18 protein-coding genes are annotated in these 19,556 nt (G+C 62.3%); 8 read left to right on the top strand and 10 right to left on the bottom strand.

Annotated elements, in window-relative coordinates; all coding sequences use genetic code 11:
• The 3 genes from VEJ16_10545 to pdhA all read right to left on the bottom strand — a co-directional run.
• A partial coding sequence (locus VEJ16_10545) for a biotin/lipoyl-containing protein (protein ID HYB10099.1) occupies positions 1-610 on the bottom strand: 610 nt, incomplete at its 3' end.
• 54 nt (positions 611-664) lie between these two features.
• Positions 665-2,059 (bottom strand): pyruvate dehydrogenase complex E1 component subunit beta, encoded by a 1,395-nt coding sequence (locus VEJ16_10550; GenBank protein HYB10100.1) that lies wholly within the window; start codon positions 2,057-2,059, stop codon positions 665-667.
• Positions 2,060-2,076: 17 nt separating this feature from the next.
• The gene (gene pdhA / locus VEJ16_10555; protein HYB10101.1) at positions 2,077-3,084 is read right to left on the bottom strand and encodes a pyruvate dehydrogenase (acetyl-transferring) E1 component subunit alpha; all 1,008 of its coding nucleotides are present in this window, start codon (positions 3,082-3,084) and stop codon (positions 2,077-2,079) included.
• A gap of 263 nt (positions 3,085-3,347) precedes the next feature.
• Between pdhA and VEJ16_10560 the strand changes: the two genes are divergently transcribed.
• The gene (locus tag VEJ16_10560) at positions 3,348-3,863 is read left to right on the top strand and encodes a GNAT family N-acetyltransferase (protein ID HYB10102.1); all 516 of its coding nucleotides are present in this window, start codon (positions 3,348-3,350) and stop codon (positions 3,861-3,863) included.
• A gap of 37 nt (positions 3,864-3,900) precedes the next feature.
• Here the strand turns inward: VEJ16_10560 and VEJ16_10565 are convergent, their stop codons facing one another.
• The 6 genes from VEJ16_10565 to tpiA form a co-directional block, all read right to left on the bottom strand.
• Entirely contained in the window at positions 3,901-4,230 is a 330-nt protein-coding gene (locus VEJ16_10565) for a septum formation initiator family protein (GenBank protein HYB10103.1), read from the bottom strand.
• Between the two features lie 190 nt (positions 4,231-4,420).
• Complete coding sequence (gene eno, locus VEJ16_10570) at positions 4,421-5,695, bottom strand: phosphopyruvate hydratase (GenBank protein ID HYB10104.1); 1,275 nt, start codon at positions 5,693-5,695, stop codon at positions 4,421-4,423.
• Positions 5,696-6,126: 431 nt separating this feature from the next.
• A complete protein-coding gene (kdsA, locus tag VEJ16_10575; GenBank protein HYB10105.1) occupies positions 6,127-6,969 on the bottom strand; it encodes a 3-deoxy-8-phosphooctulonate synthase in 843 nt (280 codons plus the stop codon).
• Between the two features lie 37 nt (positions 6,970-7,006).
• Entirely contained in the window at positions 7,007-8,635 is a 1,629-nt protein-coding gene (locus VEJ16_10580) for a CTP synthase (protein HYB10106.1), read from the bottom strand.
• Positions 8,636-8,727: 92 nt separating this feature from the next.
• The gene (gene secG / locus VEJ16_10585) at positions 8,728-9,132 is read right to left on the bottom strand and encodes a preprotein translocase subunit SecG (protein ID HYB10107.1); all 405 of its coding nucleotides are present in this window, start codon (positions 9,130-9,132) and stop codon (positions 8,728-8,730) included.
• Between the two features lie 175 nt (positions 9,133-9,307).
• Complete coding sequence (gene tpiA / locus VEJ16_10590) at positions 9,308-10,075, bottom strand: triose-phosphate isomerase (GenBank protein ID HYB10108.1); 768 nt, start codon at positions 10,073-10,075, stop codon at positions 9,308-9,310.
• 198 nt (positions 10,076-10,273) lie between these two features.
• On the opposite strand from tpiA, the gene VEJ16_10595 reads away from it, so the two are divergent.
• Both VEJ16_10595 and trpE read left to right on the top strand, forming a co-directional pair.
• Positions 10,274-12,175, top strand: coding sequence for a peptidyl-prolyl cis-trans isomerase (locus VEJ16_10595; protein HYB10109.1), 1,902 nt, complete (start codon positions 10,274-10,276; stop codon positions 12,173-12,175).
• Positions 12,176-12,200: 25 nt separating this feature from the next.
• Complete coding sequence (trpE, locus tag VEJ16_10600) at positions 12,201-13,703, top strand: anthranilate synthase component I (protein ID HYB10110.1); 1,503 nt, start codon at positions 12,201-12,203, stop codon at positions 13,701-13,703.
• 12 nt (positions 13,704-13,715) lie between these two features.
• On the opposite strand, the gene VEJ16_10605 is transcribed toward trpE, so the two are convergent.
• The gene (locus VEJ16_10605; GenBank protein HYB10111.1) at positions 13,716-14,855 is read right to left on the bottom strand and encodes a divergent polysaccharide deacetylase family protein; all 1,140 of its coding nucleotides are present in this window, start codon (positions 14,853-14,855) and stop codon (positions 13,716-13,718) included.
• A 406-nt stretch (positions 14,856-15,261) separates the two neighbouring features.
• On the opposite strand from VEJ16_10605, the gene VEJ16_10610 reads away from it, so the two are divergent.
• The 5 genes from VEJ16_10610 to glp are packed head-to-tail and all read left to right on the top strand — an operon-like array spanning position 15,262 to position 19,400.
• Positions 15,262-15,849 (top strand): aminodeoxychorismate/anthranilate synthase component II, encoded by a 588-nt coding sequence (locus VEJ16_10610; GenBank protein HYB10112.1) that lies wholly within the window; start codon positions 15,262-15,264, stop codon positions 15,847-15,849.
• Positions 15,846-16,877, top strand: coding sequence for an anthranilate phosphoribosyltransferase (gene trpD, locus VEJ16_10615; GenBank protein ID HYB10113.1), 1,032 nt, complete (start codon positions 15,846-15,848; stop codon positions 16,875-16,877). Before VEJ16_10610 ends, trpD begins: the two co-directional genes overlap by 4 nt.
• A 2-nt stretch (positions 16,878-16,879) precedes the next feature.
• Positions 16,880-17,701 carry an indole-3-glycerol phosphate synthase TrpC gene (trpC, locus tag VEJ16_10620; protein HYB10114.1) on the top strand — a complete coding sequence of 274 codons (822 nt, stop codon included), beginning with the start codon at positions 16,880-16,882 and terminating at the stop codon, positions 17,699-17,701.
• Positions 17,698-18,186, top strand: a complete 489-nt coding sequence (moaC, locus tag VEJ16_10625; GenBank protein ID HYB10115.1) for a cyclic pyranopterin monophosphate synthase MoaC — start codon at positions 17,698-17,700, stop codon at positions 18,184-18,186. The genes trpC and moaC overlap by 4 nt, the downstream gene beginning before the upstream one ends.
• Complete coding sequence (glp, locus tag VEJ16_10630; protein ID HYB10116.1) at positions 18,186-19,400, top strand: gephyrin-like molybdotransferase Glp; 1,215 nt, start codon at positions 18,186-18,188, stop codon at positions 19,398-19,400. Before moaC ends, glp begins: the two co-directional genes overlap by 1 nt.
• Positions 19,401-19,556 lie beyond the last annotated feature (156 nt).

A 19,556-nucleotide genomic window follows, 5' to 3' on the forward strand; every position in this document is an offset into this window, starting at 1 on the left:
GTTTCGCCGCGGGTGCGGCCGCGGGAGCGGGTGTGGGTGCTGGACGTGCCGCAGGGGTCCCGCGACTCAATGCACTCTCGACGTCGGACTTCACGATGCGGCCGTGCGGTCCGCTGCCGCGAAGGATTGCAAGGTCGATACCCGCCTGCTGGGCCATGCGCTTTGCGAGGGGGCTTGCGAAGATTCGATCCTGTCCGTTGCCGGCGTGAGCCGCAGGCGAGATAGGTGGCGGAACGGCGGCCTTCGGCGGCGATGGCGTTCCCGCTATCGGTGCCGCGGGTGCGGCCGCCGGTGCGGGCGATGGCGGCGGCGCGGGCGGGGGAGCGGGCTTCGGCGCCGGCGCGCTTGCGATCGAACTGGCATCCTCCCCTTCGCCGAGCAACACCGCGATCGGCGTGTTGACGGCGATTCCCTCCGAGCCTTCGGAAACCAGGAGTTTGCCGACTGTTCCTTCGTCCACCGCCTCGACTTCCATCGTCGCCTTGTCGGTCTCGATCTCCGCGAGCACGTCGCCCGGCTTGACCGCGTCGCCTTCCTTCTTGAGCCACTTGGCGAGCTTTCCCTCCGTCATGGTCGGTGAAAGTGCTGGCATCAGGATTTGCGTCGGCATGAGTTCTCCCCCAAGCTGTGCCACGCAGGTTTCACGCAGCACGTCGTTGGACGCCTATGGGCGGTAAAGCACCTTCTTTGCGGCTTCGACAATCTGGCCGGCGTGCGGCAGCGCCATGCGCTCCAAATTCGCGGCATAGGGCAGCGGCACGTCGACGCCGGTGACGCGCACAACCGGCGCATCGAGCCAGTCGAATGCCTCTTCCATCATAACGGCTGCCAACTCCGAGCCGATACCGGCAAAGGGCCACCCCTCCTCGACCGAGACGAGCCGGTTCGTCTTCTTGACCGATTGGACGATTGCCGCGCGATCGAGTGGGCGGATCGTGCGCAGATTGATGACCTCGGCACTTATGCCCTCTTTCGCGAGGGCGTCCGCGGCCTCAAGTGCGCGTTGGACCATGAGCGAAAACGCAGTGATCGTGACGTCCGTTCCTTGCCGCTCGATCTTGGCTTTGCCGATGGGGACGATCCAGTCCGGATGATCCGGAACCGGGAAGCTGTGGCCGTAAAGAATTTCGTTTTCGAGGACGATCACGGGATTCGGATCGCGGATGGCGGCCTTGAGCAGACCCTTGGCGTCTTCCGCGGAATAGGGCGAGACGACTTTAAGGGCCGGAACGTGGCCGTACCAGCTTGCATAACATTGGGAGTGCTGCGCCGCCACGCGCGACGCCGCGCCGTTCGGCCCCCGAAAGACGATTGGGCAGTGCATCTGCCCGCCCGACATATAGCGGGTCTTGACGGCCGAATTGATGATCTGGTCGATCGCCTGCATGGCAAAGTTCCACGTCATGAACTCGACGATCGGAAGCAAGCCGTTGAAGGCGGCCCCGACGGCCAAGCCCGTGAAGCCTTGCTCGGTGATTGGGCTGTCGATCACCCGCCGCTCGCCGAATTCCTCCAAAAGACCTTGGCTGACTTTGTACGCACCCTGGTACTGCGCCACCTCCTCGCCCAGGAGGAAGATTCGCGGATCGCGGCGCATCTCTTCCGCCATGGCATCGCGCAGGGCTTCGCGCACGGTCTGGGTTTTGGTCGCTCCGGTATATTCGGGCGTTGCAGCCGCGGCGGGAGCCATTGCCGGCTTCGGCGGAGCTGCCGCCGCGGGTGCGGTAGGCGTCGGTGACGGCGGTGTCGGCGCTTGCTGAGGCAGTTTCGCGGCCGGGGCCGGTGCCGCGGCGGCACTAAGCGATGCAGCACTCTCGCCGTCGCCCAGGATCATGGCGATCGGCGTGTTGACCGCGACGTTCTCGGCACCCTCCGGCACCAATATCCTGCCGAGCGTTCCTTCGTCGACAGCCTCGACCTCCATGGTCGCCTTGTCGGTTTCGATTTCGGCGAGCACGTCGCCGGATTTCACCTTCTCGCCCTCCTTTTTGACCCAGCGCGCCAGCTTGCCTTCGGTCATCGTGGGCGAGAGCGCAGGCATCAATACCTCGACGGGCATGCGGTACCTCCCGGCCCTTAGGCGTCGGCCAATACGTCGGTGTAGAGTTCGGACGGATCAGGCTCCGGGCTGTTTTGCGCAAAGTCCGCGGCGGCCGTGATGATGTCCTTGATCTCGCGATCAATCTGCTTGAGCCCGTCTTCGTCGATCACGCCGTCGGTCTCCAATTTGCCGCGCAAGCGGTCGATCGGATCGCGCTCCTGACGCATTTTTTGAAGCTCGTCCTTGGGGCGGTACTTCGCGGGATCCGACATGGAGTGGCCCCGATAACGATAGGTGATCATTTCAAGGATGTAGGGTCCCTTTCCGGTCCGCGCGCTTGCAACCGCTTTATCGCCCGCAACCTTCACCGCCGTGACATCCATGCCGTCCACCTGCTCGCCTGGAATGCCGTAAGACTGGCCACGATGATAGAGGTCGGTCCGCGCCGAGGCGCGCTCGATCGAGGTACCCATGCCGTACTTGTTGTTCTCGATGACGAAAACGACGGGGAGCTTCCAAAGGGCCGCCATGTTGAAGGATTCATAGACTTGGCCCTGGTTCACGGCACCGTCGCCGAGATAGGTGAGCGAAACCCGGTCCTCCGAGCGGTATTTGTAAGCAAAGGCCAGTCCCGCGCCGATCGGCACCTGAGCGCCCACGATGCCATGCCCGCCGAAGAAGTTCTTCTCGGCGCTAAACATATGCATCGACCCGCCCTTGCCTTTGGAGTACCCGCCGCGCCGGCCCGTCAACTCCGCCATCACCCCCTTCGGGTCCATGCCGCAGGCGAGCATGTGGCCGTGATCGCGGTAGCTTGTGATGACAGAGTCCTGGGGCGTGATCGCGGCCTGCATGCCGACCACGACGGCCTCCTGACCGATATAGAGATGGCAAAATCCACCGATCAGGCCCATGCCATACATCTGGCCGGCCTTCTCCTCGAACCGCCGGATGAGTAACATTTTTCGGTAGTATTCGATGAGTTCGTCGGCGGCGCTGTTTTGCGCCCGCGACTTGCCGCGCGCGATTTTTGCGGTGGCCATGACGTCTCCCTGGAATGAGTCCTCGAAAAACGATGTGCGGCCGCTTTCGACCGCCCCCTGCCCTCAAGGGTTTTGTAGCTCTCCGGGGCTTGGTTTTCAAGAAAACGCGCGGTGAAAAACCATTATCGTGCAATGCACAATGATGAATTAACTCGTTTCCAGTTAACGCACCGGCGGGCGGTCAAGTTTTTCGGCCGCCGGCGCCATCCTCACTGTGTCATTGGGCGAGACAAAAGCGCCCCAGGAGCGTTCGATTTTTCCCGATGCCGAAACAATTCTGCGTGCCGTGCGTCAAATTAGGTCCACAACTAAAAGACGAGGCAGCCGAGGTGCTGAAGATCGATCCAATTACGGACCTGAACCGAAACGATGCCGTCGAGCTTCTCTGGTCCTTCTTCCAGGAAGAGGGTTTCACGACACCGCGCGAAAAGCTCGCCCTTAATTTCGGACGCATGATGGCGGACGAGGCTTGCTGGGCGGCGCTGGCTGTGGAGGATGGGCGCGCCGTCGGCATCGTTACGGTCACGACGATGCTCTACGCCGAATGGGGCCGACTGGGTGAGATCGGCGATCTCTACGTGTTGCCGCACGATCGGGGTCGTGGAGTCGCAAGGGGCCTCGTCGACGAGGCGACCGCATGGTGCCGCAAGAAGGGATGCTCGGCGGTTTCCGTCGTGGTGACGCCGGAGGGCGAGGCGCGTCATCGGCTCTCGCATTTTTACCGTCATCTTGCCTTCGAGGCGACGGGACGGACGTTCATGTCCAAGCTTATTCGTTGACGGGAGGTCGGTGCTGGTCCCCGCACACGGCAACCCGTTATCGTACGCCCTCACCCTTCGGTAACATGATGACGATTTCGTCGGCGCGCCCGAAATTGAGCAGGACGCGCGCCTGTTCTTCAAGCATGTCCGGGTCGATGCCACCTTGCCCGACGAGGGCTGCCCTCGCCTCGAGTGCGGCGCGCTGGCTGCTCACGACGTTGAGCGTCGCTTGGGCAAGCTCGACTTTTTGCGAGAGCTGCCACCATGCATTGAGACCGCGATCCCCCTCCACCGCGTGATAGGCGAAGTAAAGGCTCAAGCACGCCAGTACAAGCTGGGCCGATATGCCCGGTAAGCGACGAGATATTTCGCGTGTGAGGCTCACGCAAGAATCGAATCACAGAGGATTCATTGCGGTCAATAGCTAATTCGCAAATTCCGGCGATTTACCGTCAGTAATGGTCAAATCGATTCATTTTCCTTGTGCGCCAGCGGCAACCGTTGCCGAAATGACTCACTCACTGCGCGTGAACAGATTCCGGAATTGCTTGCGAGCCATCCGAGTCGCTTCGCGGCTAACGAAAGACAGACTTGCCCGCATAGCGTGCCGTCGGGCCCAATTCTTCCTCGATGCGGATAAGTTGATTGTATTTTGCGAGACGGTCCGATCGCGAGAGCGAACCTGTTTTAATTTGCCCGCAGTTGGTTGCGACGGCGAGATCGGCGATGGTCGAATCCTCGGTCTCGCCAGAGCGGTGGGAGATAACGGCCCGGTAGCCGGCGTTCCGCCCGATCTCAATGGCTCGAAGCGTCTCGGTCAATGTGCCGATCTGATTGAGCTTGATCAGAACCGCATTCGCGAGCCCTTTCTCGATACCCATCCGGAGACGCTCCGGGTTCGTCACAAAAAGATCGTCGCCGACGAGTTGGATCTGCTTGCCGAGTGCCGACGTAAGTTCCGCCCATCCCTCGAAATCGTCTTCGGCCATGCCATCCTCGATGGAGACGATCGGATAGCGTTTCACGAGGGTGCGGTAGTACTCGACCATTCCCGCTGAATCGAGTTTCTTGCCTTCGCCTTCCAGCACGTACTTGCCGCCTTTGTAAAACTCGGTCGACGCCGGGTCGAGGGCGAGGGCAATGTCCAGCCCAAGTTCATAGCCCGTCGATTCGACTGCTTTTGCAATGAAGCCAAGCGCTTCGTCGGCACTTCTGAGGTTCGGCGCGAAGCCGCCTTCGTCTCCGACGTTCGTATTGTGCCCCGCATCGCCGAGCTGCTTCTTGAGGGCATGGAACACTTCCGAGCCCATGCGGATCGCTTCGGCGACGGTCGGCGCGCCGATCGGTGCGATCATGAATTCCTGGATGTCGATGGGGTTGTCCGCATGCACGCCGCCATTGACGATGTTCATGAGCGGAACGGGCAATGTGTGCGCGAAAACGCCGCCGATATAGCGATAGAGCGGCAACCCGCGCTCCTCCGCCGCCGCCTTTGCCGCAGCCAGGCTCACGCCGAGGATTGCGTTGGCCCCGAGGCGCGACTTATTGGCGCTCCCATCGAGCTTGATCATGGTGCCGTCGATGTGGCTCTGCTCCTCCACATCGAAGCCCGACAGTGCATCGAAGATCTCGCCATTGACCACGTCGACCGCTCGCAGAACACCTTTTCCGCCATAGCGCTTCTTGTCGCCGTCCCTGAGTTCGACCGCCTCATGGGTGCCGGTCGAAGCACCAGAGGGCACTGCGGCCCGCCCGATTGTCCCGGTTTCGAGCACCACGTCGACTTCAACAGTCGGATTGCCACGACTATCCAGAATCTCGCGGGCACGGATGTCGGTGATTGCGGTCATGACGTCCCTCGAGGCAAGGACACTGTGAACGATACGCCGCGTGAGAGATAGCGGCCCCAGCCGAGGGACGCAAGGGCGGCTGCAGGCAGCCGCAGAGAGATTGCGAACGTCTTCGAGGACACATGCTTAATCCGTCATGGCCGGGCCGGGCAAAGGCCGAGACCCGGCCATCCACGTCTTTCAGCGATTGGGCAGAAGCACGTGGATGCCCGGGTCAAGCCCGGGCATGACGAAGGGAGAGATCTGGGGCTGTCAAAATTAGATTTTAGCGCGCCGGGCTCTGCGCAAAACACTCCATAACCGTCATGCCCGGGCCGTCGTCCACGCGAAGGGTGCCGGTCATGCAGAGCATGGCAATGATGAAGGAAGGTATCCGGCGCAGGAAGTGATCTTCTGAGTCGATCCGGGTGGCGCCGTAAGTACGAGGAACCTCACACCGCGACCGGTTTGGCCTTCGCGACGCGATCGAAGGAAAGAAGGGTTTCGAGGAGGCCGGGCAGGTCCTTGAGCTTCACCATGTTGGGCCCGTCGCTCGGCGCCTTATCGGGATCCTGGTGCGTTTCCATGAACACGGCGGCAACACCGACCGCGATGGCGGCGCGTGCAAGGATCGGCACGAACTCGCGCTGGCCCCCGCTTGTCGTGCCATGCCCGCCCGGCTGCTGAACGGAATGGGTGGCATCGAAGACGATGGGGTAGCCGGTCCTTGCCATGATCGGCAAGGCGCGCAGGTCGGATACGAGCGTGTTGTACCCGAACGAAACCCCTCGCTCCGTCAGCAGAATATCGGTATTGCCCTCGTGCGCGATCTTGGCGGCGACGTTCGCCATGTCCCACGGTGCTAGGAACTGCCCCTTCTTCACGTTGATCGCGCGACCGGTATGTGCGGCCGCAACGAGCAGGTCGGTCTGGCGGCAAAGGAAGGCGGGGATTTGCAGCACGTCGACCGCTTGCGCCACGACGGCGCATTGCTGGGGCTCGTGCACGTCGGTCAAGACCGGGATGCCATGGCGCTCGCGCACCTCGGCCAGGATCGGCAAGCTCTCCGAAAGGCCCATGCCGCGGGGGCTGTCGATCGAGGTGCGGTTCGCCTTGTCGAACGAAGTTTTGTAGATAAGGCCGATGCCGAGGCGCGTGGTGATTTCCTTGATCGCCTGCGACATTTCGAGGGCGTGCTGACGCGATTCGAGCGCACATGGCCCGGCGATAAGCGTGAAAGGCAGATCGTTGCCCACGGTCAGCTTGTCGATGCGAACGCGGTGCGGTTTCGTCATGAGTCGTCTCGATTAACGGAATTAGGTGCCGGTGTCTCTACACCAACCTGCTCTGATCGACCGCCGCCTTTATGAAGGACTTGAACAGCGGATGGGGATCGAGCGGCTTGGATTTAAGCTCTGGATGGAATTGTACGCCGACGAACCAGGGATGGCGCGGGATTTCCACGATCTCCGGCAATTCGCCGTCGGGCGACATGCCCGAGAAATGCATGCCGGCCTTCTCGAGCTGGGGCTTATAATTGACGTTCACTTCATAGCGATGGCGATGGCGCTCGCTGATCATATCCGCGGCATAGGCGTCATGCACTTTGCTGCCTTTCGAAAGCACGCAGTCGTAAGCGCCAAGGCGCATGGTGCCGCCGAGATTGTCGCCGATGCCGCGCTGTTCGAGCACGTTGCCCCGCATCCACTCGGTGAGAAGCCCGACCACTGGATGCTCCGCAGGTCCGAACTCCGTCGAGCTGGCGCCCGCCAGGCCCACGATGTTGCGAGCGACTTCGATCACCGCCATCTGCATTCCGAAGCAGATACCGAAATAAGGCACATTGCGCTCGCGAGCGAAGCGTGCGGCCTGGATTTTCCCTTCCGAACCGCGCTCCCCGAATCCTCCCGGCACGAGTATGCCGTGAACGCTTTCGAGTCGCTGGGTCGCGTCGTCGCGCTCGAAGATTTCCGAATCGAGCCAATTCAGCTTGACGCGCACATGATTCGCGATCCCGCCGTGGCTGAGCGCCTCGGAAAGCGACTTGTAGGCATCGAGGAGGTGAGTGTATTTGCCGACCACCGCGATCGTCACCTCGCCTTCGGGCTTTTGCACGCGCTCCACGATATGACGCCAGCGCGAGAGATCCGGCCCATTCACGTGTTTGACCCCGAAATGCTTGATGACTTGGGTGTCAAATCCTTCGGCGTGGTAGCGAAGCGGCACTTCGTAGATCGTCGAGACGTCGAGCGCTTGGATCACGCACTCCTCTCGAACATTGCAGAAGAGGGCAATCTTTCGGCGTTCGTTGACCGGGATCGGCCATTCGCTTCGGCAGAGGAGGATATCAGGCTTGATCCCGACGCTCTGAAGTTCCTTGACGGAGTGTTGCGTCGGCTTGGTCTTCAGCTCATGGGAACTCGGGATGTAGGGCACCAGCGTGAGGTGCACGAACAAGACGCGCTCCGGTCCCAGCTCGTTGCCGATCTGACGTATCGCCTCGAGGAACGGTAGCCCCTCGATATCGCCGACGGTGCCGCCGATTTCGCAGAGCACGAAATCGGCACCTCCCGCGTCGGCCAGGATGAATTCCTTGATCGCATCGGTAATGTGGGGAATCACCTGCACGGTCGCACCTAGATAATCGCCCCGGCGTTCCCGCGCGATGACGTCGGAGTAGATGCGGCCCGTCGTCACGTTATCGCTGCGCCGCGAGGCAACGCCCGTGAAGCGTTCGTAATGACCGAGATCGAGGTCGGTCTCAGCACCGTCATCGGTCACGTAGACCTCGCCATGCTGATAGGGACTCATCGTTCCCGGATCGACATTGATGTAAGGATCCAGCTTTCGAAGCCGGACGGTGAATCCACGCGCCTGGAGAAGCGCGCCCAACGAGGCGGAGGCGATACCCTTACCAAGTGAGGAGACCACGCCGCCGGTAATGAAGATATACCGTTGCATGGACCATCATTATAGCGTCACGGTGCGGCAATAGAAACGGAAAGCAGCGACCGCAACGCTGCCATTCGAAAATAATGCGCTTGACAGGAGCGCTACTGCGCCGCAGGAGGCTGCGGCCCCGATGGGGCTGCGGGCGTTCCCGATGCCGGCGCGTTCGCCGGGGGTGCGGCCGGTGCGGGAGTTGGGGCGGTCGGAGTCGCGGGCGGACTCGGTATCGCGGGCGCCGAGGTCTTCGTTGCCGGCTGATCGATGATCGAACGCTGCTGCGGCGCATGGCTTGCGAGAAACGCAAGTGTCAGACTCACGAGCATGAACGCAGCCGCCAATATCGCCGTCGTGCGGGTCAGCAGGTTCGCGGCTCCTCGCCCGGTCATGAATCCGCTCATGCCGCCACCGCCGCCGATCCCAAGCGCACCACCTTCGCTGCGCTGGAGCAGCACGACCGCGATGAGTGCGATCGCAAGGATCATATGAATTACGACGAGTACAGCGGTCATTACCCGGACCTTCGAGATTTCACGGAGGGCACGGCGGCCCACTCCGATGGACACGCCCCCATGGCGTGCGGTTATTTAGTGCCTTGGACGCGAATTTGCCAGGGGGGACTTGCCTGCTCATGGGAAGCCGGCCCAATTCGCCGAATCTCTCCCCGTGGCCAGTAGGGCACGCGAATCACGGGCACGCCCGGGCGATGGCCCAGAATTCCTCGGCGTTGAGGCTCGCCCCGCCCACGAGGGCGCCGTCGACGTCGGCGGTGGGGAGGATTTCGGTCGCATTCGACCCCTTGACCGATCCGCCATAAAGGATGCGCATATCGGCAAGGTCGGCCCGGTTTCGCGCGAGCGTCTTCCGAACGAAACCGTGCATTGCCGCGATGTCCTCGACCCTTGGCACGCGGCCCGTACCGATCGCCCAAACCGGTTCATACGCGATGATCGTGTTCGTCGAACTGGCGGCTGTTGGCAGTGAGCCTGCGATTTGTCGTCCGACAACAGCTTCGGCCTTGACGGCGAGGCGCTCGGCCTCGGTCTCGCCCACGCAGACAATGGCAGCTAGACCGGCACGGTGGACGGCTTCTGCTTTCGCCCGCACAACCGCATCGCTCTCGCCATGATCGGACCTTCGCTCCGAGTGGCCCACGATGACGTAGCGGCAACCGGCATCTGCGAGCATCTCGGCACTCACGTCGCCGGTGTGCGGCCCACTTTCCTTCGCGTGGCAGTCTTGCCCCCCGAGTGCGATAGCACTGCCCTTTATCAGCGTCGCCACGCGCGAAAGCAGCGTGGCCGGAGGGCAAATGAGCAGGTCGCACTGTGGTGGGGGGCCTTCGCGCAATTTTGCGAGGAGTGCGCCAACGAGCGCCAAGCCGTCGAGGCCTGTTTTACCCGCGCCGGTGCCGTGCATCTTCCAATTTCCGGCGATGAGTGGCTTACGCGTCATATCTCCAACGCTCCGTTGAGTGGCGTTCTCTAACACGAAGGGTGCCCCGTAAGGAATTGTGGCGGTTGCCGTCCGCCAATCCATTGTTGCCCGCTACTTTCGCCGCTTCTATTATGCCGCGCCTCACGCGTCGATGAGCACCTACTAAGACTTTGAAATAGCGGACAATCACCCGCCCAGCGGAAAGATTTTGAAACGATGCCGGAGAAGCAGGAGAAGACACCCCTCAGAAAAATCGTGGCTCGCGTCGTCGTCGCGGTCATGTTCGGCATGCTTATCGTCAGCTTCGGCATCTGGGGCATCGGCGACGTTTTCCGCCGCGGCGGTCGGCTGACAGCGGTCGCGGAAGTCGGTTCGGTGCGAATCATGCCCCAGGAATTTCAAGACGAATACCGACGCGAAGTCCGTCGGTTACAGACGGTCCTTCAGACCGAGCTTGACGCCCAGCACGCACGCGAACTGGGCGTGCCCCAACGCGTGGTCGAGGAGATGATCGGCAGGGTTCTCTTCGATCTGGCGGCGCGCGATGCGAATGTCGCCATCGGCGATGCGACCGTGCGTCAATCGATCGTCGACAATCCGCAATTCCGCAATGCGCAGGGCGAATTCGATCGCGACCTCTTCCAGAATATCCTCTACAACGCAAACTATACCGAGGACCGTTTCGTCGCCACACTCCGTCACGACCTTGCGCGGGGCCAGGTGACGGAAGCCGTGGCCGCGGGCGCCACGGTCCCGCAAGCGCTCGTCGACCATCTCTATCGCTATCGAAACGAGCGCAGGGTTGCGGATGCTCTGGTCGTCTCTGCCGCCTCGGTCAAGGATGTCCCGACACCGACCGACGCCGAGCTCGACACCTACCGCAAGGAACATGCCGAAGCCTTTACCGCACCGGAATACCGGGCCATCACCGCGATTGAAATTCACCCGGCCGATCTGGCCGCCGACATCAAGGTTCCCGAGGATCGCCTCAAGGACGAGTACGAGGCCCGCATTGCCGAATTCCGTGTCCCCGAAGAGCGCACACTGCGCCAAATCCTCGTTCCCGACGAGGCGACGGCAAAGAAGGCCGCGGCTTTGATCGCAGCTGGCGAAACGTTCGAGAAGGCGGCTCAAGATGTAACCGGCAAGGGTCCGCTCGATCTCGGCACGGTGCAAGAATCCGATGTGGCCAGCCCGGAACTCGGGAGAGCGGCATTCGAAGCGCCCGAGGGCGGGGTAACCGCACCGGTGCAAAGCCCGCTCGGTTGGCACATCGTTCAGGTCGAAAAAGTGCTCGAAAGCCGGACGCAGACGCTCGACGACGTCAAGGACAAGCTTACCCACGACATCGCGATGCGCGAAGCGTCGGATGCGGTATTCGACGTCGGGAATAAGCTTCAAGACGCGCTCGGTGGCGGCGCCAGCCTCGAAGAGGCAGGTCAACGCCTCAAGCTCAAGGTTCAGAAATTCGAGGCCGTCGATGGAAATGGTAACGCCCCCGACGGCAAACCGGTTGACGACCTCGCGAAACTTCCGAAGCTGTTGTCGACCGCTTTTTCCAGCCAGGCGGGTCGTGTGAGCGATCTCATAGACGACGGCCAAGGCGGGTATTTCATCTTGCGGGTCGACAACGTGGTCCCGAGCCAGCTCCGCCCCCTTGCCGACGTACGCGACAAGGTGCTCGAGGCCGTGATGGCGGAGGAAAAAGGCAAGGCGGCCGGCAAGATCGCAGCGACCATACTCGACAAGGTACGAGGCGGGGGAAACCTTCAAGAAATCGCCAAAGAGGGCGGCTATACGTTCATGACGTCCAAACCCTTCACACGCACGGCGGAGGGTGCTGCCGCGGGCATGACGCCCGAGCTCATCGCGGCCCTCTTCGGCGCCAAGGTCGGCGACGCGACGATGGCTGCAACACCTCAAGGTGCGATGGTCGCCAAACTTGTCTCCATCGTGCCGGCCGACCCAAAGTTGGACGAAGCAGGGGTCAAGCGGCTGCACGACCAGATTGACGGCGCCATCGCCGGAGAACTCTTGAACGATTTCTCCGACGCCCTTCGCGCCAAGTACGGGGTGGAAGTGAATCAGAGCGTGCTCGAGAGCATGATCGGGTCATGAAGTCGCCAACATCAGCGACGATGCCATGACAATCAGGCCGGCGTTTGGCGAGTTCGCTCGCTCCTACGGCGCAGGTAAGCCGCAGGTCGTTTGGACGACCCTCATCGCCGACCTCGACACGCCCGTTTCCGCAATGCTCAAACTGGCGGACGGGCGGCCCAACTCATTCCTTTTCGAATCGGTCGAGCGCGGGGTACGCAACCGCTATTCCTTCGTGGGCCTCAAGCCGGACCTCATCTGGCGCTCCTCGCATGGCAAAGCCGAGATCAACCGCCGCGCGCGCGTCGACGCCAACGCATTCGAACCGTGCTCAAACCTTCCCCTCGAGTCCTTGCGCGGACTCATCGAGGAATGCCGGTTCGAGCTCCCCGCCGAATTGCCGCCGATGGCATCGGGCCTCTTCGGTTACATGGGCTATGACATGGTGCGTCAGATGGAGCGTCTGCCCGACGCGAACCCCGACGTGCTCGACATCCCCGATGCCATTTTTCTCCGACCGACCATCGTCGCCGTGTTCGACAGCCTCGAAGACTCAGTGACGATTTTCACGCCCGTATGGCCTGAAAGTGGCATCTCGGCCGAGCAAGCATTCGATCTGGCCCAGGAACGCCTCGCCGATCTTGTCGCCGAATTCGAGCGGAGCGTGACCTATCGCAGGGAAACCACGGCCGGTCATGCCGAGATTGGCGAGCCGCGTTCGAACGTGACGCGGGAGAGGTATCATTCGTTCGTCGAGCAAGCGAAGTCGTATATACGGGCCGGCGACATCTTCCAGGTCGTGCCGTCTCAACGTTTCGCCCTCCCCTTCAAATTGCCGCCCTTTGCACTCTACCGGGCCCTTCGCCGGCTCAATCCTTCGCCGTTCCTCTTCTACCTCGATTTCGGCGGCTTTGCGGTTGTCGGATCGAGCCCTGAAATCCTTGTCCGTCTGCGCGACGGCGTCGTTACGATCCGTCCAATCGCCGGCACGCGACCACGTGGCAAAGATGCCGCCGAGGATAAGGCTCTCGCCGACGATCTTCTCGCCGATCCCAAGGAATTGGCCGAGCATCTCATGTTGCTCGACCTTGCGCGAAACGACGTGGGACGGGTCGCGAGAATCGGCACCGTGAAAGTGACCGAGAAGATGCAAGTCGAATACTACTCCCACGTCATGCATATCGTGTCGAATGTCGAAGGCGTTCTCGACTCGAAGCACGACGCGCTCGCCGCCTTGATCGCGGGGTTTCCAGCCGGCACGGTGTCCGGTGCTCCCAAGATTCGCGCGATGGAGATCATCGATGAGCTCGAACCCGAGCGACGCGGCATATACGCCGGCGCGGTCGGCTATTTTGCGGCCAATGGCGCCATGGATACCTGCATCGCACTCAGAACGGCACTCGTAAAGGACGGCACCATGTATGTGCAAGCGGGTGGTGGGGTCGTCGCGGATAGCGATCCCGAGGCGGAATACCAGGAAACGCGCAACAAAGCCCGCGCGCTTGTTCGTGCGGCCGAGGAGGCCGTTCGGTTCGCGAGCCGGCGGTAAGTTTGCTCGACCTTATCCGCTCACCCTCGCTTGTTCCGCTGCGAGCTTCAATCGCATCACGGCACTGATCGGGACGAGAGCCAAGCCGCGAGAGGAGACGTCGGCAGTCCATTTCTCGAGGACGTCGAGGGTGGTGTCCCGCGGATGGCCGATCGCGATCGCATAACCGTAGTGGCGTGCCGCGCGCTCGACCTCGGCAAGCTGTGCCGCGACCGCCTCGTGGGAATCGACATTGTCGAGGAAGATGTCGCGTTCGAGGTAGGGCAACCCGGCTTGGCGCGCCTCGGCGGGACCGACGGTCGCACTTGTCGTGCGCGAATCGAGAAAGAAGAGCCCTCTCGCCTTGAGTTCCTGCATGACGACGCGCATGCCTTGGGCATCTCGCGTGAATTTGCTGCCCATGTGATTGTTGATCGCGACGTAACCCGAGAACTGCCCCAAACCCCAATTAAGATTTTCCTCGATTTCGGCGGCGCTCTCGCTCACGCGCAATGCATGGGGACCGGGGTCGACGCGCGGATTGTCGGGCTCCATCGGGAAATGCACCATGAGTTCGTGGCCGAGGGAGCTTGCTTCATGGGTCTGAACGGAAACCTCGGGCGCATAGGTCATGAATGAGAGTGTCACCGGGGCCGGGAGGCGCATTGCGCGTTCGGCGCGCTTGCGGTCGAGGCCGACATCATCGATCACCAGGGCGACGATTGGCCTTCCGTGCGTGTCGGGGATTGCCTGAGCATTGCGAAGCCAGAGCGGCTTCGGCCCCTCAATCGGCTTCGATGCGAAGCTCGACAGGCTTCCGAGCATTATCGGTTTGCCGTCGCGTTCCTGCGCACCCCCGCTTTGCTTGCCGGACGATGCCTCGGGAGCCACCTCCTCATAGACCACCCGCGGATCCTCATGGGACGTGATGAGCTTGGGTGTCGGGGCTGTCACAGCCGACGGTGGGGTCGTCTTGGCTGCTTCGGCCAGCTGATCGGCGAGTGGGATTTTGACGATATTGCTCCCGCCGTCGATTTTCGGCGCGAGTGCTGTTTTCCATGCCTCATGGGAACGATGTCCGCCGCCGGCAAGGACGCCGATCGCAACGCCGAGTGCAATCGCCATCCCAACCATGGCAAGTCGCCTTGTCGGCGTTACCGGTTTGCCTTTCATGGCCCTGTGGCCGCGTGCTGGGTGCGCGCGAAAACCCACGCGGAGCCGTTCCGCCGCGTCGGCTAGACGCCACCCGAGCCAGATGCTCCAGCCGGTCAGGAGCTTGGAGCGGCGGCCCGGGCCCCGCGACCGTTTCCCAATATGCTGTCGTGCACGCCGCGCCATCCCCCGAAATATAGTGGCATGGCGGTAAGATTGCACGCGCGACTGCATGGGCGTCAGGCGCCGAATTTCGAGTGCGAGGCGTAGGGTCCAAGGCCATCCCGTCCGTCCCACGCCAAGGTAATAACCCAAGGACCCCCTCGCCTTTCGCGCCCGTGGGCGACCTGTTATAACCGGATGACCTCGACGACTTGGCGCGAGCAGCGCGTCCGCGCGGAAACAACCGGGATTCCATAGGGCGTCCATGTATCTACTGATCGATAACTACGACAGTTTCACCTACAACCTCTTTCATTACCTGGGTGAACTGGGTGCCGAGGTGTCGGTATGGCGCAACGACGCAATCAGCGTGCAAGACGCCGTCGCCATGGCGCCCGAAGGAATCATTCTATCGCCCGGTCCGTGCGATCCGGATCGCGCCGGTATTTGCGTGCCTCTCGTCAATGCCGCGGCGGGACGCTTCCCCATTCTCGGCGTCTGTCTCGGCCATCAGGCGGTCGGCCAAGCCTTTGGCGGCCGGATCGTGCGCGGGCCCGTGCCGATGCATGGCAAGACGAGCCTCATTCACCACAACGGCCGCGACATCTTCCGCAGTCTTGCCAACCCATTTCCCGCGACGCGATACCACTCCCTCATTTGCGCCCACGAAGGCTTGCCGACCTGTCTCGAGGTCACCGCCCGGACGAACGAAGGAATCGTCATGGGCCTGCGCCATCGCCAATTCCCGATTTTCGGCGTGCAATTTCATCCAGAGAGCATCGAGACGGCGGAGGGCCATAAGCTGCTCGCCAATTTTCTAGCACTCGCAAAGCCCGGAGCGCTCGCTGCATGACGGGCGATCTCGCGGACCTCAAACAAATGCTTGCACATGTTGCGGCGGGAAAGACCCTTTCGCGCCAAGAAGCCGAGCTTGCTTTCGACATCATCATGTCGGGGAATGCAACACCGTCTCAGATGGGCGCTTTCCTGATGGCGCTCAGGGTGCGCGGCGAGACGATCGATGAGATTACCGGTGCGGCTTCGATCATGCGCGCCAAGGCGCAACATATCGCCGCACCCCCGAACGCAATGGATATTGTCGGGACCGGCGGCGACGCCCACGGCACCCATAATGTCTCGACCGCGAGCGCCATCGTGGTCGCGGCCTGTGGTGTGCCGATCGCAAAGCACGGCAATCGCGCGATCTCGTCCAAATCCGGTGCGGGCGACGTGCTGGCCGCCCTCGGCGTCAATATTGACGCAGCATTCGAGGTCGTCGAGCGCGCCATCGCCGAGGCCGGTATCGGATTCATGCTCGCACCGCGCTATCACAGCGCCATGCGGAATGTCGGCCCGACGCGCGTTGAACTCGGCACGCGCACCATATTCAATCTGCTCGGCCCGCTTTCGAACCCGGCCCTCGTGAAGCGATATCTTGCCGGCACCTTTGCCAAACAATGGGTCGAACCGATGGCCCGCGTGCTCGGCAACCTCGGCGCAGAACGGGCCTGGGTCGTGCACGGCAGCGACGGGCTCGATGAGTTGACATTGACAGGTCCGAGTTTCGTCTCCGAGTGGAAGGACGGCAAAGTCGCCAACTTCGAAATTTCACCCGCGGATGCCGGTCTCGATAGAGCGGAACTCGCCGAACTCAAGGGGGGAGATGCTCAGCAAAATGCCAAAGCCCTCTTCGCGGTGCTGAGCGGCACGCACGGCGCATTTCGCGACTTCGTGCTCTACAACAGTGCGGCGGCATTGCTGGTCGCAGGCAAGGCCAAGGATTTGCGCGCGGGGGTTGCCTTGGCCGCGACGGCAATCGACCAGGGACGCGCGCGAGCCGTGCTCGACAAGCTCGTCGACATCACCAACGGCCGAGCGTGACCATGGAGGACGTACTCGCAAAAATCTGCGGAGAAAAGAGAGCCGGGATCGTGACGCGCAAGGCGAGCCGGCCGTTGACCGAGCTGGAAGCGGTGGCGCGCGGCGCATCGCCCCCCCGCGGTTTCGCAAAACGCCTCGACGAAGCGATTGCAAGCGGCGGATACGGACTGATCGCGGAAATCAAACGCGCCTCGCCGAGCAAGGGCCTCATCCGTGCGGATTTCGACCCCGCGGCCCTGGCGCGCGCCTATGCCAAAGGTGGTGCCGCCTGTCTTTCCGTGTTGACGGACGAGCCCTACTTTCAAGGCAAGGACGAGCATCTTGTTGCCGCACGCGCCGCAGTGGCTCTTCCAGTGCTGCGCAAGGATTTCATCCTCGATCCTTACCAGGTGGTCGAGGCGCGCGCGCTCGGGGCAGATTGCATCCTTCTCATCATGGCCGCACTGGAAAATGAGACCGCGCTGACGCTCGCACATCTTGCGGGCGAATGGGGGATGGACGTGCTGGTCGAAGTCCACGACGCAAGCGAGCTCGCGCGAGCGCTGGATTTGCCGTGCCGGCTCATCGGCATCAACAATCGCGATCTCAAGTCCCTCAAGGTCGATATCGCGACGACCGAGCGACTGGCCCCGCGCGTTCCCAGGGAGCGGGTCGTCGTATGCGAAAGCGGGCTGGAAACGCCGGACGATCTTGCCCGAATGGCCAAGGCGGGTGTCGGTTGTTTTCTCGTCGGCGGATCGCTCATGGCGAAAGACGACGTGGAGGCCGCGACGCGCGCCCTCCTCGCCCACCCCACCTCGCGCCGCCACCGCGCGAGCGCATGAGGCGGCGCGTGGCGGGTCTCACCCACTTCGATAAGGAAGGCAAGGCGGTGATGGTCGATGTCTCGGCCAAGGCGGAAACCGCGCGTGTGGCTATCGCCAAGGGTAGCGTGCTCATGGCCCCCGCCACGCTTGAGCGTATCGTGGAAGGAGGCGTCAAAAAAGGGGACGTGCTCGGCGTGGCTCGACTCGCGGGCATCATGGCGGCGAAACGCACACCCGACCTCATTCCCCTTTGCCATCCGCTATCGCTCGACTCGGTCGAGGTGCGGCTCGAATGCGATCGCGCCCGAAGTGCCGTCGATATTACCGCCACGTGCAAGACCGTAGGCCGCACCGGCGTCGAGATGGAAGCGCTCACGGCCGTGGCGGTGGCCGCCCTCACCGTCTACGACATGTGCAAGGCGATCGATCGCGCAATGCGCCTGACCGACATTCGTCTTGTTGAAAAAAGCGGCGGTAAATCCGGAGATTACAAGGCGGATTAATGCTTTCAGTTGAAGAAGCATTGGCGCGCATTCTTGCCGTCTTCAGCCCGTTGGCGGCCGAACAGGTGAGCGTGGCCGACGCCCTCGGCCGCGTGCTTGCGGAAGACGTCATTGCGCGCGTGACCCAGCCTCCAGTCGCCGTCTCGGCCATGGATGGTTATGCCGTTCGCGCGGCGGACGTGGCAAAGGTTCCGGCGGCGCTTCAGGTCGTCGGCGTGGCACCGGCGGGTGGCGCATACGATGCCATCCTCGAGCCCGGCCAGGCGGTGCGGATTCTTACGGGCGGTCCGGTCCCCGCAGGTGCGGAAACGATCGTCATTCAGGAAAACGTCGAAGTGGCGGGGACCACGATCAAAGTGCTCGAAGGTGCCGAAGCGGGCCGCTTCATCCGCCCCGCGGGGCTCGATTTCAGATCGGGCGACGTCGGCATCGCGGCCGGCCGGCGGCTCGGCGCGCGCGACGTGGGCCTCGCCGCCGCGATGAACGTGCCTTGGATTTCAGTGCATCGCCGTCCGCGTGTGGCCGTGCTCGCGACCGGCAACGAGATCGTCATGCCCGGCGACCCGCTCGGGCCGAACCAGATCGTGAGTTCGAACGCGCTGGCTCTCATGTCCGCGATCGCCGCATGGGGTGGCGAGCCGATCAATCTCGGCATCGCCCAGGACACGCGCGAATCGCTGCAAGCATTGGCCGCGGGGGCGAAGGGTGCGGATCTTCTCGTCACGACCGGAGGCGCTTCGGTCGGCGATCATGACCTCGTGCAAAGTGCGCTCGCCGAACGCGGCCTCGCCGTCGATTTCTGGAAAATTGCCATGCGGCCGGGAAAGCCGCTTATCTTCGGCAGGCTCGGCGATACCCCGCTCCTCGGTTTTCCAGGCAATCCCGTATCGTCGATGGTCTGTGCGATCATCTTTCTCCGCCCAGCGCTGGATCGAATGCTCGGCCTTGAGGGGCTTGCCGAGTTGCCCGTGAGTGCCAGGCTCGGCCGGGACCTCGATTCGAATGACGGACGGCAGGACTATCTGCGCTCCCGCGTCGCGCGCGCACCCGATGGGGAATTGGTTGCGACGCCATTCGACGTGCAGGACAGCTCCATGCTCTCGCGCTTGGCACAGGCCGATTGCCTCGTGATTCGTCCCCCCCGCGCACCCGCCGCAAAAGCCGGGCAGCGCGTTCCCGTAATCCTGCTCGACGCGCATCTCGGCTCCGTTTAGGTCGGCGCCGCGACACTCAAGCGGCAAGCGGTCTCTCGTTCGGAATCGTTTTGACACCACTTTCACGCGTTCGGGTGGCGATTCCTGTTGACCTATTTCGTGAACTAAACTAGAACATGGGTGTATGTTTTGCTTTTGTTCTAAATATAGTGTTCG

It is taken from the genome of Alphaproteobacteria bacterium (assembly GCA_035625915.1).
Taxonomy (GTDB): Bacteria; Pseudomonadota; Alphaproteobacteria; order JACZXZ01; family JACZXZ01; genus DATDHA01.